A 14363-nucleotide genomic window follows, 5' to 3' on the forward strand; every position below is an offset into this window, starting at 1 on the left:
GTCGTCGCCGGCCAACGCGAGGGCACGGCCATCCCAGCCCCGGGCCAGGGCGTGCCAACCGAGTTGGCGCAGAAAGGATCCCTGCGTGCTGTGGGCCAACGAGAGCAGCCGTCCGGCCCCCGAACCGCAGCGCCGCAGGGACGCCAGGTCGCGATAGGCGCTGCCGTAGCGCCCCTGCCCCCCGGCAGCCACAGCTCGCAGCCACAATTCGGCCGGTGTGGACGCCGTGGGCAGCGGCCAGCTGCCGGGCTGGTCCCCCAGAGCGGCGTCCGCCAACCGGCGGCCAATAACGGAAGTGTGACGAGTTTCAATCACGGCGATGGTAGTAAACACTTTGTGCTGTTTCTGTTACCGATCTGTTAATGACCATAGCCTAGGTACTCAATTCTTGTTCCCAACCACTCCACGCTGAGCTGGGAAATCTCAGTCCAGCCGAACGCCTGGTAGCACGCTTGTCGTCTCGCAAATGCGTTGCAGATGAACGCAGAGTTAATTCTGGTCCGGCGACAGCATATTTTGTCGGGCTAACTGGCTATTGACGCAAATTCGCCGTCTCCCTAACGTCTACGCATGACGGGTAGTCATCGGTGACCCCACTTCAATTCGGTTGCACAATCGCTTCGCGAACCTGAACTTCTAGGCGTGCCGTGCAGAGAGGGATAAACACCAATGCCACAGCCAGAGCAGCTACCCGGGCCCAACGCCGACATCTGGAACTGGCAACTGCAGGGCCTGTGCCGCGGTGTCGACTCGTCCATGTTCTTCCACCCTGACGGGGAGCGTGGCCGCGCTCGCATGCAACGCGAGCAGCGCGCGAAGGAGATGTGCCGGCGGTGCCCGGTCATCCAGGAATGCCGTTCACACGCGCTCGAAGTCGGTGAGCCGTACGGGGTTTGGGGCGGACTGTCCGAATCCGAGCGCGACCTGCTGTTGAAGGGCGACATCGGCCGCACCCGCGGTATCCGTCGCTCGGCCTGATCGGCGCGCGGGAGGGTCTGCAGCAGTTCCAGCCGGGCTTCGGCGCGCGAGTTCACCATCTTCATCGGGATCGTCAGCTCGCCGTCGCGCGTGACCGCGTGCTGGTCGACAGTGACGACGTCGGTCCAGCTGTAGCCCGCCACCTTCTATTTTCGGCCTTCACGAGTTCTCGATCTCCTGTTCCAGCCACTGCACTTCGCTGTGGTTCTCCCGGCCGCTGGCGGCCAGAAGCTGTTCTAATGCTTGACGTTTCACGCCCACGGCGTCGGGGTCGGCCGGGGCGTGGGTCAGGATCATGTCGGTCAAATGCAGCGCCTGCAGGGGCCGGCCGGCGTTGACGTGAGAGGCGGCCCGCTCCGTGAGCGGGGCGGTGCCGCCGACCAGGTCCACGACATCCGGCCAGACGGACGACGGCGGCACGTCGTAGAGCTCGGTGGTGGATTCGTAGCGGAACCAGCCCACGTGCTCCTCCCAGATCGCCCGGACGATCCAGGCGACCTTGCCGTGCACCTGCGGCAGCGCCAGCTCCGGCGGGAGGGCGACGTCGCGCATCAAGGTCCACAACTGCGCGCCGGCGTTCATGCCGTCGATCGTGCGATCGCGAAGGTAGGCGGTCGCGTCGCGCACCTTGGTCATGGTGGCCAGGAGCGCCTCGGCGCCGCGGAAGACCTCGTGGCCGTTGATCAGCGTTTCGGGGCGCAGCCCGATGACTCGGTCCAGCGAGTGAATGAACGTCATCGCGCTGCGAACCTTGTCCCCGCGCAACGTGTAGAGGTTCGGGACGTGCCCGAAGAACGGACCCATGAGGTTGCCGACGAACACGGTTCCGGGATCGGGCAGCCACGCCACGAGCGCGTCGGTGGTCTCGCCGCCGGGCGTGGAGTACAGCTCCACGCGCCGGCCGCCGAGCTCGAATGCGTGGGTGTCGATGAACGAATTTGTGAGCACCGGCTCGGGCGGCAGTGTGGCCGCAGCGGCTTCAACGTCCATGAAAGCGCCCCACAGCTTCATGATTCGCCGCACGTAGAAGGGGTGCAGGTTTCGCCAGTACTCGCGGACGTCGCGATGGTTGGCCTGAGCGATCGTCTCGACACCGGGCCCGTTGAACAAGCTCCACCCGCTGACGTGGTCAGGATGTCCCTGGGTGAACGTGATCATCCGCACCGGTCCGTTGCTGACCCGAGCGAATCGGGCTTTGATCTCCGCGGCCTCGAATTGGGTTCCGGTGTTGATCAGCAGATCACCGTCGGGCGTCGTCAACAGGTAACTGTTTGCGATGTTCCTGGACATGAAAACACCGTCACCCAAATCGACGGCGTCCTGGGACCCCTCCCCCTGCTTGACCAGTTCGTCGAGCGACGGCGTCATCCGCGAATCCTCCTCGCGTTCGCCGACAAACCTAACATTTGTTCTCTGCGGCCGTATAGGATCTGTTGGCGTGACGGTGGAACGCGGGTGCACGGCCGGGTTTCGGTGACGCCATGACCGAGCCCAGCACAGACGACCTGCCCGTCATTCCCCGGCCGCGACCGGCGGGCTGCCCGCTGGTGCCGCCACCGGAGTTCGAACAGTGGCGGGACGCGGCGGGCTTGCAACGCGCAATGTGGCAGGGCCGGCCGACCTGGATCGTCAGCCGCTACGAGGACATCCGGGCATCGCTGGTGGACCCGCGGCTGAGCGCCGAAACCATCAAGACGCGCCTGCGCGCGGCGGGCGTCACCGGCGAACTGCCGATCATCTTTCCACGCATCGACGACCCGGAGCATAATCGCCTGCGCCGCATGATGACTCGCGACTTCACTTGGCGGCGCGCCGAGGCGATGCGACCGCAGGTCCAGGATTTGGTCGACCGCTTCTTGGACACGATGATCGAGGGTGGGCCGCCGGCGGACCTGGTGCGGGACTTCGCATTGCCGGTTCCGTCGTTGGTCGTCTCAGAGTTGCTCGGCGTGCCATACAGCGATCACGAATTCTTCCAGCACCACAGCACGGTCGGGCTCGACGCGAGGTCAACCGAGGACGAGAAAGCCGCGGCCATCGGGGCGCTCTTCGCGTACATGTTCTCACTCGTCGAGCGCAAAGAGCGCGAACCGGGCGATGACCTGATCAGCCGCCTCCTCACCGATCACGTCGCCACCGGACAACTCAGCCGCGAGACCGCGGCCATGAACGGCTTGATCCTCCTGCAGGCCGGCCACGAGACGACGGCCAGCATGATCGCACTGGGAACTGTTGCCCTGCTTGAACATTCGGACGTGTTCGAACGACTCGGCCAGACGGACGATGCCGCCGTCATCGCCAACATCATCGAAGAGCTGATGCGCTACCTCACGATCGTGCACAGCCAGGTCGATCGCGTGGCGACCGAGGACCTACACCTCGGCGGTGAGCTGATCCCAGCGGGCGACTTCCTGCTGATGAACCTGCCCGCCGGAAACTGGGACCCGGAGTTCGTCGACGACCCCGCGACTTTCGATGCCGCACGAAACACCCGCGGCCACTTGGGTTTCGGCTTCGGGGTGCACCAGTGCATCGGGCAGCACCTCGCCCGCGTCGAAATGCAGATCGCGCTTTCCACGCTGGCCCGCCGGTTGCCCGGGCTGGCACTGGCCGTCGCGGCCGACGAGCTGCGCTTCCAGAACGAGCAGGAGATCTACGGGATCGAGGAGCTGCCGATCACCTGGTGAGCTCGTGATCGGCGGCCACACCGGTGATCGCCGAGTGCAGGTAAGAGTTCACGACGTCGCTGCTCGGCTCTGGGCTTCTTGGTGCGTGGCACGATCCAAACATGACAACACAAGATGCATCGGCGCCGTCGGAGGGCACCGTGATCGTGACCGAGACCGGTTCGAGCACTTACACACAGCACATCAAGGCCGGGTACCACGAACTCGCGGCGGACGAGCCAGAGCCGATCGGCGCCGACGCGGGGCCGACGCCCTACGACCTGCTGCTGGCCGCGCTAGGGGCCTGCACATCGATGACCGTGCGGATGTACGCCAACCGCAAGGGCTGGCCGCTCGATCGGATTCGAGTGACGTTGCGGCACTCGCGTATTCACGCCGAAGACTGCGCCGAGTGCGAGACCACCAAGGGCTGGATCGAACACATCGACCGCGACATCGAGTTGATGGGCGATCTCGATGACGAGCAACGGCAACGGCTGCACTACATCGCCGACCGCTGCCCCGTTCATCAGACCCTGACCTCGGAGGTCGACATCGCCACAGTTCTAAGTTGACGACCGTCGTCCTTTACATCCAAAAAGTATCTCCAAGAACCTTTGGATAATTTTCGCCAATTCCGGTACAGCCGGCGATATGGCCACACATCATTATGGCCAGAATCCGCTTGTGCTCTGAGGAGGTGGGCAGCGTGAAGCAGTCAAACGATCCAACTTCCATTGTGCTTGCCACATACCGTGACGTGCGTGTCGGCATGGTGGTGATCATGATCTTGCTCTTTGCGGCCGTGATCATCGAAAAGTTAACGGCAACCTGCTGGCAATTGGCGATCAGCGCTTACTATTACACGTCCGCGCACAGCATCGTCATCGCCGCACTCCTGGCGCTCGGCACGCTTTTCATCGTCTATAAGGGCAGTAGCGACACCGAAGATGCGTTGTTGACGCTAGCCGGGGTTTGCGCGTTGATCGCCGCGATGGTGCCGCAAGGTCGACCCGGGTTGCTGTGCGGCCGAGACGATCTGCCACCCCAATTTCAGCCCGCCGTCCAACCCAATGTCTGGGCCGTCGTCATTGCGCTCACCTTGGGCTGGCTTTTCACTCTGTGGCAACACTGGCGCACCCGCTCCCGGCAGAAGAAAAGCCCGGTGGGAACATTGGCGACAGCGTTTTTCTGGCTGGTCATGGCGGTTGGCCTATTTGCCCTGATCGTCCATCCACACTGGTTCAACGAGAATGCACACGGCATAGCAGGGTTCCTGTTGCTCGCATCCTTTATCGTCACCGTATTCGTCACCGCATACGTCGTCAGTCGGGAGCAAGCCTCGAAAGCACCCGATAGATCCGCTTACGAGTGGTTCTACTGGATCATTGGCGGTTTGATGCTGCTGACGCTGATCGCAATTGTCACGTCGCATCTCGCATTCCCCGCTTGGAGGTATTGGACCCTTTGGATCGAAGCCGCGCTGATCGGTGAATTCGCTCTATATTGGCTGATTCAAACCCGAGAGCTGTGGAATACACCGGACCGAAGGGAACTCCTTCCCGAGGATACCCAAAAGCTGATCGCGGAATGGCCAACGGAGGGAGGCTTTGCCGGACTGACGTCCGCGCTGACCGGCTCACGGGATGAATTTGCGGGGCAAGGCCTTCTGCCCTATCTGTAGCGCGGAGCCGCTACTGTTCGACTATGCAGAGTTTGCTGTTCACCCTTGGGCTGGTCCTCTTCCTGCTCGGCCTGTTCACCGGATTCGCTGGCCCGGCAGTGAAAAACCCGCGGATGGCGCTGTCGAGCCACCTCGAGGCCGTGCTCAACGGCATGTTCCTCGTGTTGCTGGGCCTGCTCTGGCCGCACCTCCATCTATCCCACGCCTGGGGCGTGACCGCGGTCGCGCTCATCGTCTACTCCGCCTACGCCAACTGGTTGGCCACCCTACTGGCGGCGATATGGGGCGCCGGCCGCAAGCTCGCACCAATCGCGGCGGGCAACCACGAGACCTCAACCACGAAGGAAGGGGCCGTCAGTTTCCTGTTGGTGTCGTTGGCAGTGGCGGTCATCGTCGGCGTGGTCATCGTCATCGCGGGGCTCTGAGGCCTTGTCTCAGGCACGGCGCAACACCAGTAGCTCCCCCGTCACCGCGCCCTGCTCGAGCTGGTGGCCGATGCTCGAACTCTGCCGTTCGGCCAACTGCCAGGCCTGCTTATGCCCGTGTCGATCGCTGAGCATCGTCTCGATGGCTTCGACACGCTGATTCCACGTCTCGGGTATGGGCCCAAGGGTGGACGTCCCCGTCCAATGCTCTACGTGCAGCCTGGACCTCTCCGCCAGGCCGAGCAGGCCGTCGGGTGTCGGAAAGTGGTTTCCCTCAAGCTGTTCGGCGGCTATCTCGCGCTGTGCCACGAAGACGAGCAGTCCGATGCGGCCTCCGGGTCGGACCGTGCGTCGAAGCTCTTCGAGCAATGCCAGCTGATTCGGCGTCGTACACAACACGCCCAACGACCAAGCGGCGTCGAAGCTTTCGTCCGCCGCCGGCAACGCGCTCCCATCCGCACATATCACCGGGTAGTCGAACAACTTCCTGGCAGCGCGGCAGGCCCCCATCTCCGGCTCCGCGAGTATGGGACGCACCGAATGCGATTGTGCCGCATAGGCGGCGGGACCCCCGACGCCCGCCCCCGAGTCCAGCAATCGAGTGCCCGGTTTCAGTTTCATCCGCTCGATGAGCCAGTCCAGGGCAGCCGGGCTGCCACTTCCGCGGCACCCTGCGGGCACGTGATAGCCCGGGCCGAGTTCCTCGGCGACTTGCGCCGTCCACTCGGCGACCGTGTCGAACTCGGCCTCCATGGCTTCGGTCATGACGCCTCCGCCCGGATGCGGCGGCCGACTTCGGCTTTGATCTCCGCGCCGAGGCGAACACCCGACGCCGACGCCAGCCCGGAGACGTTGACACCCGCGACGCCCTCGATGGCCAGCAGCGCACGCGCTTCGTTCACCGCGGCCGTGATCCCAGCCGCCACCGGATCGTAAGCGCCGAGCACTTCTTCGGCGACTGTCTCGTCCAGTTCAAGACCGGGCAAGCCTTGCAGCACCGCCGCCGAGACCGTGTCGGTGAACACCGCGACGGCGGCGATCACGGGTATCGACAGACCTTGCGAAATCGCGGCAGTCATGAACTCACCGACCATGTTTGGGAAGGGGACGTGATTGAGCACCGCGAGGCTCGCTCCTGCCCGCTGCTTCTCAACCAATCGCGTCGGACGAACCTGAACGGGCGGGGCGGTGGGCGTCTCCGGCACCGCCGCAACCATCCCGACCGAGGCGGCCAGCGAGACCAGACGCGGGCCGTCGAGATCGAAGGTCTGCGTGACATCCGGGCGCACGTCGTAGCCGCGTCCATCACCCGTCACGCACAACACGGTGTCGACGCCGATGCTGCGCAGCCCTCTGAGTTCCTGCTCGAGCACCACTCGGTTGCGATCGCGGCACGACAACGTGATCCAGGGCGTCACTCCCGCATCAAGGAGCAACGATCCCATCAGCGTCGGCGGGAAATCCGGTTTGTTCTGATGCTCGCCGACGAGGACGGCGTCACATCCCGGGCCCAGGACAGCAGCCGTCGCAGCCACGTCGTTACGGTCGAACGGTGTGCAGCTGAAGTCGGTCAACACCAGCGGCGCGCGGACCGGTCGCGGTGACGGCCGAAACCCGGACCAGGGCACGACGTCACCGAACACGCACGCGCCAGGCCGCATCTCGCATTGACCGTCGGGCCGCACCCCGCCGCATGGCCCGAACTCCATCCGTTTCGGACAGCCCGACTCCGTCGACATCACCGCAGGTGTGTACCCGCCGGCGAGCGCTCACAAGCGGGCAGTTCTTAGGTAGCGTGGACGTCGGGAGTCCGCACATGCTCGGGTCGGAAGCCGCGCCCCACGAAAATCGGCGGAAGCGCCTGCAGCGGGCCGAAACCCACGATTCGCGGCACGTGGATCGGCGACAGGTCACCACTAAGATTCGGTGCGATCGCGTTGTCTTGCACCAACACCTGAAACTTCTGGATGATCCGGGTGGGCAGCTCCCGCCTTTTCTGCACCTTCGCGAGGTCCGCGTCCGTCAGCCGACCGTCGCGCAGCGGGGCGCACAGGATGTTGGCCGCGGCCACCGCATCGGCGACAGCAAGGTTGATGCCGACCCCACCGGCCGGCGACATCGCATGCGCGGCATCGCCAATGCACAGCAGGCCCGTACGCCACCAGGCCTTGAGCCGGTCCACCCGAACGTCGAGCTCGCTGGTGTCATCCCAAGTGGTGAGGTCGTTGACGTGCTCACGCAGCCGGGGCTGGGCGGTGACGATTCGCTGCTTGAACTCCTCTAGTGAACCGTCGCGGGGGTTAGAGCCTTTCGGCACCAGACTCGCGATCTGCCAGTAATCGCCCCGGTAGATCATGGCCATCATCAAGCCTTTGCGGATCACCGCGAACAGTTCCTGAGGGTCGCCGGGGCGCCATTTCAACCGGAACCAAACCACGTCCATCGGGGAGTGTGCCTCGGCGGTCTGTAGCCCCGCGGCGGCCCGCACCGCGGACTTGCGCCCGTCCGCGGCCACCACGAGATCGGCCCGCACTTCCAGTTCTGGCGTGCGCACCCCTACCACCCGGTCGCCGTCGAAGAGCAGGTCAGTGACCTCGGCATTGCGCACCAAGGTGAATTCCGGGTAGGCGGAGGCCTTTTCAGCGATGAAGTCCAGGAAATCCCACTGCGGCATCATCGCGATATACGGCTGCCTGAAGCCGAGCCGTTTGAGCACGCTGAAGTTGCCGAAGGTGCGAATCGAGCCGTCGGTGTCGAACGCGACACGGTCGATCTTGGTGTGCGGTAGGCGCAAGAACTCATCGACGAACCCCAGCTCGTCCATGATCCGCAGGGTCGTCGGATGCACCGTATCGCCGCGAAAGTCGCGCAGGAAGTCATTGTGCTTCTCCAAGACAACGACTCGGATTCCGGCGCGGGCGAGCAGAAGAGCGTGAACTAGGCCGGCGGGTCCACCACCGGCGACGCAGACCTGGGTCCGCATGACTTCAGTCATGGCCGAGCACTCCTTCTGCACAGATGCAGCAAGTGGAATACAATTGCAGACTACATCAAGTAGAGTATCACGCACGCGGAGGAGGTGGAATGGCTCGATCAATCTCTACGCCCCAAGTGGTGGAGGCGGCCCTACGCGCCGCAAAGAAGCTGGGCAAGGATGTAGCCGACGTTCCCGTCGCAACGATCGCCACCGAGGCCGGGATCTCGCGAAGCACGCTGCTCCGGCGATTCGGTGGCTCACGTACCGCCTTGAACGACGCGGTCAGCGCGGCCGGAGTCGACCCCGGCGGCCTGCCTCCCGTCCGGATGCGGGCGGTAGCAGCCGCTGCGTCACTGATCGGCGAATCCGGCCTCGCCGCTACGACTTTGGAGGCCGTCGCCGCGCGCGCCAGTTGCTCCGTGTACAGCCTGCATGCGGTTTTCGGTGGACGCGACGAACTGATGCGGGCGGTCTTCGAGCGTCACAGCCCCATCGGCGATATCGAGGAATACCTCGCACGGCCCCGTGGCGACCTGTCCGAAATGGCCCGCGGTTTCTACCGGACGGTGGCGAACGCGCTGGGTCGCGAACCCCGCGTTGCGCCGGCGATATTCGCTGAGGCCTTCTCCCGGCCGACCAGTCCCGCGGTGCAATCTCTCGCGGCCTACGGCATCCCGCGCATGCTCGGCGTGCTCGGTCGTTGGTTCGACGCCGAGATCGACGCCGGAAGGATCCGCGATCTACCCAGACCGCTTCTGGCACAACAGCTTTTGGGACCCGTCATGGTTCATCTGCTGACGCGTCCGGCGTTGCCGAATCTTCTGGCGCAATCGCTACCCGACATCGATACCACCTGCGACGTGTTCGCCGATGCGTTCGTGCGCGCCGTCGCTCAGCCTTCGTCGGCGACGACGCCGGTGACCTGAATCTCGACGCGCATCTCCGGATTCGCCAGTGCGGCAACGCCGATGCACGTCCACAGCGGTGCGCGATCACCCATGCGCTGGCGCAACTGGTCGACCATGGTCTCCAGGTGCTCGGGCCCTATCCGGCCGTCCGGGCCCGGCACATGGTACGAATGCACGCTCACCACATGGCGCCACGATGCCCCGGCCGTCGCCAACGTCCGCTCGACATTGTCGAAGGCCGCAATGATCTCGTCGCGAACCGACTCCGGATAGCGAAAGTGGTCGTCCCACCCACCTTGACCGGACGTCTCGACCCGGTCGCCGTAGCGAACGGCCTGCGAATAGTGGAAGTTTCGCAGCTGGCGATCGCCGTAGCCGGGAGTCGCGAAGAATTCCGGTGTACGCATGTGCGTTCTCCTCAGGTGGCGAGCCAGGCCAGCGCGGCGACCACGAGTGCTTGGGTGCCGGTGTCCAAGGTGGGCTGGATGACGGGGGCGAAAGTCGGCGAGTGGTTGACGGAAATGTCCTGCGCTAATCGTCCGGCGTCTGCGGCCTCGCGGTATTGCCGCTCGTCGATTCCGCCGATACCCCAGTACGTATAAGGGATGCCGAGGGCAGTCGGGATGTCGCTGAAGTCCTCACTCGCCGGCTGCGTGGCCATCGGCTTGAAGCGCTCGCCGAAATATGCGGCGAATGCGCCGCTCACCCGATCGGTGACGCCGTCGTCATTGACGGTGAGCGGAAAGCGGTCGTAGAGCTCGAATTCGGGTTCTTTCGGGGAATCTGACGCCTGGCACTCTGCGATGACGATGCGCCGGATCGCATCGAGTACCGCGCCGCGGACGGCTTCGTCGTAGGTGCGCAGGTTCACCTCGAGCACAGCGTGATCGCCGATCACGTTGCTCTTGTTGCCGGCCTGGATGCTTCCGATCGTCAGCACGACGGTGTCCGCCGGTGCCACTTCCCGAGAGACGATCGTCTGCAACCGGATCACGATCATCGCCGCCAGCACCACGGGATCGACGGCGGACTGTGGCATCGAACCATGAGAGCCGCGGCCGTAGACCGTGATTCGCATGCTGTCGGCGGCCGCGAGCACCGCGCCGCGATGGGTGCCGACGAAGCCCGCGGGTGTGGGCATCACGTGCTGGGCGAGGGCAACGTCGACCGATGGAATCGCTTTCGCGAGGCCGTCGTCGACCATGCTGCGCGCACCGTCACCAACTTCTTCGGCCGGCTGGAACAGCGCTATCGCCGTCCCGTTCCAGTGTTCGGCCCCCTCGGCGAGCAAGGCCGCGGCGCCGAGCAGGCAGGTGACGTGCATATCGTGGCCGCAGGCGTGCATGACGGGCACGTCCTTCCCGGCGGCGTCGTTAACGCGCACGGTGCTGGCATAGGGAAGGCCGGTCGCCTCCAAGACGGGCAACGCGTCCATGTCGGCGCGCATCAGCACGGTCGGACCGCTGCCGTTGCGCAGTACGCCGACGACGCCGGTGCCACCGATCCGGTCATGCACTTCGTAACCCGAACCGCGCAACCGGCCGACGACCAACTCCGCGGTGCGGTGTTCGTGATGGGAAAGTTCGGGATGTTGGTGGAGGTCCCGGTAGAGGTCTTCCTGCCAGTCGCGGATCTCGGGTAGCCGGTCGAGGACGGCCGCGGTCGGGGTCGACGGGGTAGTCAATGTTCCTCCGATGGCTTTCGATGCAGTGCCACGCGTGGTTTCGACTTCGACTGTTCAGGGTAGGCCCGGCCCATGAAAACTGGCGTATCCTTCGCGGTCGCAGTGCTTACGGCGACCATCGCACCGTTAGCCGCATGCGCAAACCCGCAGGGCGGGCAGGGCACTGCGTCCTCGTCGTCGGGGGCGCCGTCCGGCACGGAACGAATGAACACTCAGCTGAAGGCGGCCGACGGCAGCCAGGTCGCCACCGCCACCATCGATTTCGCGAACGGCTACGCGACGGTGACCGTCGAGGCCGCGGCCAACCAGCTTCTGAGTCCCGGCTTCCACGGGCTCATGATCCATTCGGCGGGCAGGTGCGAGGCCAATTCGGCCGCGCCGAATGGCGGCTCTACCGGGGACTTCGCCTCCGCTGGCAGCGTCTTCCAGGCGCAGGGGCACACCGGTCATCCCGCCAGCGGTGACCTGACAGCACTGCAAGTGCGCTCCGACGGCTCGGCAAAACTCGTCACCACCACCAACGCGTTCACCGCCGCGGACCTGCGGAACAGCGCGGGTACCGCCCTGATCCTGCACCAGGACGCGGACTACCTCGGCACCAACGCGACCGGCGATGGGGGCAAGCGGATCGCCTGCGGCGTCATTGCCGCGGCGGCCGCGACGTCGACCTCGTCCACCGAGACGACGACCAGCGTCACCACGAGTACCTCCACGACCGTGGTCCCGCCGCCGTCGACGAGCACGAGCACCGTGACGGTCACCAGCACACCGAGCACCACATACCCGCAGACGACGACTCCGCCGAGTCTTCCGCCGGGACGCTGATGCACTGAACCTCGACCCGAACCAAAAGCCGCTCGGTCTCGTAGTGTCCACACATGGATATCTCGTGCGCGTTCGCAACTTCGTCGGACACTCCGGCCCACGCGGAACTGGCCGAGACGCTCGGCTACAAGCGTGCTTGGCTGTACGACTCGCCCGCGCTCTACCCGGACGTGTGGATGATCCTCACTCGGTGCGCCGAGCGCACGTCACGCATCGGCCTCGGACCGGGTGTGCTCGTGCCCAGCCTGCGGCATCCGATGGTCAACGCCGCCGCAATCGCTGAGCTGACGAGCCAGGCGCCCGGCCGGGTCGCCGTGGCGATCGGCTCGGGTTTCACCGGCCGAATGGCCTTGGCCCGGCGCCCGATGCCGTGGCGCCACGTCGCCGACTACGTGCGGTGCCTGCGCGCTCTCCTCGCCGGCGAAACCGCCGAGTGGGAGGGAGCGAAGATCCGCATGCTGCAACTGCCGGGCTTCGGGGCAGCGCGACCGATCAGCGTGCCGATACTGATCGGCGCCGACGGCCCGAAAGGGCTGGCCGTTGCGGCCGAACTCGCCGACGGCGTCTTCTCCGCGGCGGTGCCACAGCCCGAGGCCGCGAAGACTTCGGACTGGCGGGCGCTGCTTTGCTTCGGCACTGTGCTCGACGCGGGAGAGGACCTGACGTCGCCGCGCGCAGTCGACGCCGCGGGGCCCGGAGCCGTGGTGATGTATCACGCCATGTATGAGCGCGGCGGCGCCGCCGCGGTCGACGGACTGCCGGGTGGGCAGGGCTGGCGCGAGGCGATCGAGGCATACCCGACGGACGAGCGGCATCTCGCCATCCATGCGGGACATCTGGTGAAGGCCAATCCGAGTGATGAGCCGCATGTCGCGGGCCTGGTTCCGCTGGCCAGCTCGATGGCATTGACCGGCCAGGCCGAACAAATCGCGGGAAAAATCTCCGAACTCGGCTCGCAAGGAGTCACCGAGATCGTCTACCAGCCCGCGGGATCCGACATCGAGCGGGAACTCAAAGCATTCGCGGCCGCCGCCGGTCTGGACGGCTGACCGAACGCTCGGCCGGTCAGCGCGGTGGGCACTGTCCGGGGTCGAGGCCGAAGACCTCCGTGAGGGCCGACTTGCCCTTCAGCGAATGCGCACCGCGGTCGATGAGTCCGGCGGGTTGATAAAGCAATGCGTCGACGGTCTGCTGCGTGAGAAGGATTGCGTCCCCCGTGGTCTTCGTCAGCTCTTCGACGCGAGCCGCGACGTTAACGGTGTCGCCGATCAAGGTGAACTCGAGCTTTCCGCCACCACCGATGGTGCCGGCGATCACCACCCCGGTGTTGATCCCGATGCCGATCCGAAGCGCGCCACCGAATCGCGCGGCGACCAGGCGATGAATCGACGCGGCCGCGCGCAGGGCCGAGTCGGCGTGATGCACAACATCATTGGGCGTGCCGAAGACAGCCAGGGCGCCGTCCCCGAGGAACTTGTTGACGTGCCCACCCGCATCGACAACGGCCGGTACGACGATTTCGAATACGGCGTTCAGACGGGCGACCGTGTGCTCGGCGGTGTGCGCCTCGGCGAACGGCGTGAAGTCGCGAATGTCGACGAACATCACCGTCACCTCGCGGCGCTCGCTGTGGAACACCTCGTCTCCCTGTTCAAGCAGGCGGGCCGCCAGCGCCGGGTCGACGTAGGTGCCGAACGCCGACTGAAGTCGTTGTCGCTCAGCCAAACCCGCCTGCATCCGGTTGAACGACGCCGCCAACGCGCCCAGGTCGTCGTCCTGAACTACCGGCAGGCGTTGGCTGTAATCGCCCGCCGCAACCCGTTCCGTTCCTTCGGCGAGATCGCGAATGGGTCTCAACGACAGTGAGAAGGCGGCGCCGACGCCGATCGGCACGACGAAGATGACCACCAATGCGCACCCGATCGCCACGGAGAGAACCGGGGCGTCATTCCCTCGCGCGAACATTGCCGCCAACACCGCTCCCGCGACGGCGGTCGCGAATGCGACGGCAAGCACCGACCAGTTCGACCACGCCGCGAAAGTCGGTCGAAATCGCGGCAGGGAGTCACCGATCCCGGTGTCGCCCGCGATGGCGGCTCGGGGCGGCCGCAACTCCCCCTCGACCACGCTGTGCGCACCGATGAGGTGAATCGCCGTCCCCATGGCGGCGCCGACGATCGCGTACTGGATGATCCGGTGCCCGGTTCCCCCGGCGA

General features: G+C 65.3%; 15 protein-coding genes and 1 pseudogene. 8 read left to right on the forward strand and 8 right to left on the reverse strand.

The features are described 5' to 3' along the window. A pseudogene (locus JOZ00_RS13610) lies at positions 1-315 on the reverse strand (hypothetical protein); the annotation flags it as partial. A gap of 354 nt (positions 316-669) precedes the next feature. On the opposite strand from JOZ00_RS13610, the gene JOZ00_RS13615 reads away from it, so the two are divergent. After that, a complete protein-coding gene (locus JOZ00_RS13615; protein WP_293344481.1) occupies positions 670-978 on the forward strand; it encodes a WhiB family transcriptional regulator in 309 nt (102 codons plus the stop codon). A gap of 159 nt (positions 979-1137) precedes the next feature. Here JOZ00_RS13615 and JOZ00_RS13620 read toward each other — a convergent pair whose 3' ends face one another. Next, on the reverse strand, positions 1138-2346 hold the full coding sequence (locus tag JOZ00_RS13620; RefSeq protein WP_293344482.1) for an alkyl sulfatase dimerization domain-containing protein: 1209 nt from the start codon (positions 2344-2346) through the stop codon (positions 1138-1140). A 113-nt stretch (positions 2347-2459) separates the two neighbouring features. Between JOZ00_RS13620 and JOZ00_RS13625 the strand changes: the two genes are divergently transcribed. From JOZ00_RS13625 to JOZ00_RS13640, 4 genes are all read left to right on the forward strand, one after another. Further along, positions 2460-3665 (forward strand): cytochrome P450, encoded by a 1206-nt coding sequence (locus JOZ00_RS13625; protein WP_293344483.1) that lies wholly within the window; start codon positions 2460-2462, stop codon positions 3663-3665. A gap of 101 nt (positions 3666-3766) precedes the next feature. After that, the gene (locus JOZ00_RS13630) at positions 3767-4219 is read left to right on the forward strand and encodes an OsmC family protein (protein ID WP_293344484.1); all 453 of its coding nucleotides are present in this window, start codon (positions 3767-3769) and stop codon (positions 4217-4219) included. Positions 4220-4353: 134 nt separating this feature from the next. After that, complete coding sequence (locus tag JOZ00_RS13635; RefSeq protein WP_293344485.1) at positions 4354-5328, forward strand: hypothetical protein; 975 nt, start codon at positions 4354-4356, stop codon at positions 5326-5328. Between the two features lie 23 nt (positions 5329-5351). Next, positions 5352-5753 carry a hydrogenase gene (locus tag JOZ00_RS13640; RefSeq protein ID WP_293344486.1) on the forward strand — a complete coding sequence of 134 codons (402 nt, stop codon included), beginning with the start codon at positions 5352-5354 and terminating at the stop codon, positions 5751-5753. A 9-nt stretch (positions 5754-5762) separates the two neighbouring features. Here JOZ00_RS13640 and JOZ00_RS13645 read toward each other — a convergent pair whose 3' ends face one another. The 3 genes from JOZ00_RS13645 to JOZ00_RS13655 are packed head-to-tail and all read right to left on the reverse strand — an operon-like array spanning position 5763 to position 8748. After that, positions 5763-6518, reverse strand: a complete 756-nt coding sequence (locus tag JOZ00_RS13645; protein WP_293344487.1) for a class I SAM-dependent methyltransferase — start codon at positions 6516-6518, stop codon at positions 5763-5765. Next, a complete protein-coding gene (locus JOZ00_RS13650; protein ID WP_293344495.1) occupies positions 6515-7492 on the reverse strand; it encodes a methylenetetrahydrofolate reductase in 978 nt (325 codons plus the stop codon). Before JOZ00_RS13650 ends, JOZ00_RS13645 begins: the two co-directional genes overlap by 4 nt. A gap of 47 nt (positions 7493-7539) precedes the next feature. Continuing rightward, positions 7540-8748, reverse strand: coding sequence for an FAD-dependent oxidoreductase (locus JOZ00_RS13655; protein WP_293344488.1), 1209 nt, complete (start codon positions 8746-8748; stop codon positions 7540-7542). An 89-nt stretch (positions 8749-8837) separates the two neighbouring features. Here JOZ00_RS13655 and JOZ00_RS13660 point away from each other — a divergent pair, with 89 nt between their 5' ends. Then, the gene (locus JOZ00_RS13660; RefSeq protein ID WP_293344489.1) at positions 8838-9656 is read left to right on the forward strand and encodes a TetR family transcriptional regulator; all 819 of its coding nucleotides are present in this window, start codon (positions 8838-8840) and stop codon (positions 9654-9656) included. Here JOZ00_RS13660 and JOZ00_RS13665 read toward each other — a convergent pair. Beyond that, a complete protein-coding gene (locus JOZ00_RS13665; RefSeq protein WP_293344490.1) occupies positions 9623-10045 on the reverse strand; it encodes a Rid family hydrolase in 423 nt (140 codons plus the stop codon). The genes JOZ00_RS13660 and JOZ00_RS13665 overlap by 34 nt on opposite strands. 11 nt (positions 10046-10056) lie before the next feature. Beyond that, entirely contained in the window at positions 10057-11322 is a 1266-nt protein-coding gene (locus JOZ00_RS13670) for an amidohydrolase (RefSeq protein ID WP_293344491.1), read from the reverse strand. A 72-nt stretch (positions 11323-11394) separates the two neighbouring features. Here JOZ00_RS13670 and JOZ00_RS13675 point away from each other — a divergent pair, with 72 nt between their 5' ends. After that, entirely contained in the window at positions 11395-12147 is a 753-nt protein-coding gene (locus JOZ00_RS13675) for a superoxide dismutase family protein (RefSeq protein ID WP_293344492.1), read from the forward strand. Between the two features lie 53 nt (positions 12148-12200). Beyond that, positions 12201-13196: an LLM class flavin-dependent oxidoreductase gene (locus tag JOZ00_RS13680; RefSeq protein WP_293344493.1), complete on the forward strand. Its 996-nt coding sequence runs from the start codon at positions 12201-12203 to the stop codon at positions 13194-13196. A gap of 16 nt (positions 13197-13212) precedes the next feature. Here JOZ00_RS13680 and JOZ00_RS13685 read toward each other — a convergent pair. Next, the coding region (locus tag JOZ00_RS13685) for an adenylate/guanylate cyclase domain-containing protein (protein WP_293344494.1) at positions 13213-14363 on the reverse strand (1151 nt) is incomplete at its 5' end.

The organism is Mycobacterium sp., from assembly GCF_019243155.1.
Taxonomy (GTDB): domain Bacteria; phylum Actinomycetota; class Actinomycetes; order Mycobacteriales; family Mycobacteriaceae; genus Mycobacterium.

Excerpts from the sequence above, each read along its gene's own strand:
- JOZ00_RS13615 (WP_293344481.1), top strand. The coding sequence starts at position 670 with ATGCCACAGCCAGAGCAGCTACCCGGGCCCAACGCCGACATCTGGAAC.
- JOZ00_RS13620 (WP_293344482.1), bottom strand. The coding sequence starts at position 2,346 with ATGACGCCGTCGCTCGACGAACTGGTCAAGCAGGGGGAGGGGTCCCAG.
- JOZ00_RS13625 (WP_293344483.1), top strand. The coding sequence starts at position 2,460 with ATGACCGAGCCCAGCACAGACGACCTGCCCGTCATTCCCCGGCCGCGA.
- JOZ00_RS13630 (WP_293344484.1), top strand. The coding sequence starts at position 3,767 with ATGACAACACAAGATGCATCGGCGCCGTCGGAGGGCACCGTGATCGTG.
- JOZ00_RS13640 (WP_293344486.1), top strand. The coding sequence starts at position 5,352 with ATGCAGAGTTTGCTGTTCACCCTTGGGCTGGTCCTCTTCCTGCTCGGC.
- JOZ00_RS13645 (WP_293344487.1), bottom strand. The coding sequence starts at position 6,518 with ATGACCGAAGCCATGGAGGCCGAGTTCGACACGGTCGCCGAGTGGACG.
- JOZ00_RS13650 (WP_293344495.1), bottom strand. The coding sequence starts at position 7,492 with ATGTCGACGGAGTCGGGCTGTCCGAAACGGATGGAGTTCGGGCCATGC.
- JOZ00_RS13655 (WP_293344488.1), bottom strand. The coding sequence starts at position 8,748 with ATGACTGAAGTCATGCGGACCCAGGTCTGCGTCGCCGGTGGTGGACCC.
- JOZ00_RS13660 (WP_293344489.1), top strand. The coding sequence starts at position 8,838 with ATGGCTCGATCAATCTCTACGCCCCAAGTGGTGGAGGCGGCCCTACGC.
- JOZ00_RS13665 (WP_293344490.1), bottom strand. The coding sequence starts at position 10,045 with ATGCGTACACCGGAATTCTTCGCGACTCCCGGCTACGGCGATCGCCAG.
- JOZ00_RS13675 (WP_293344492.1), top strand. The coding sequence starts at position 11,395 with ATGAAAACTGGCGTATCCTTCGCGGTCGCAGTGCTTACGGCGACCATC.
- JOZ00_RS13680 (WP_293344493.1), top strand. The coding sequence starts at position 12,201 with ATGGATATCTCGTGCGCGTTCGCAACTTCGTCGGACACTCCGGCCCAC.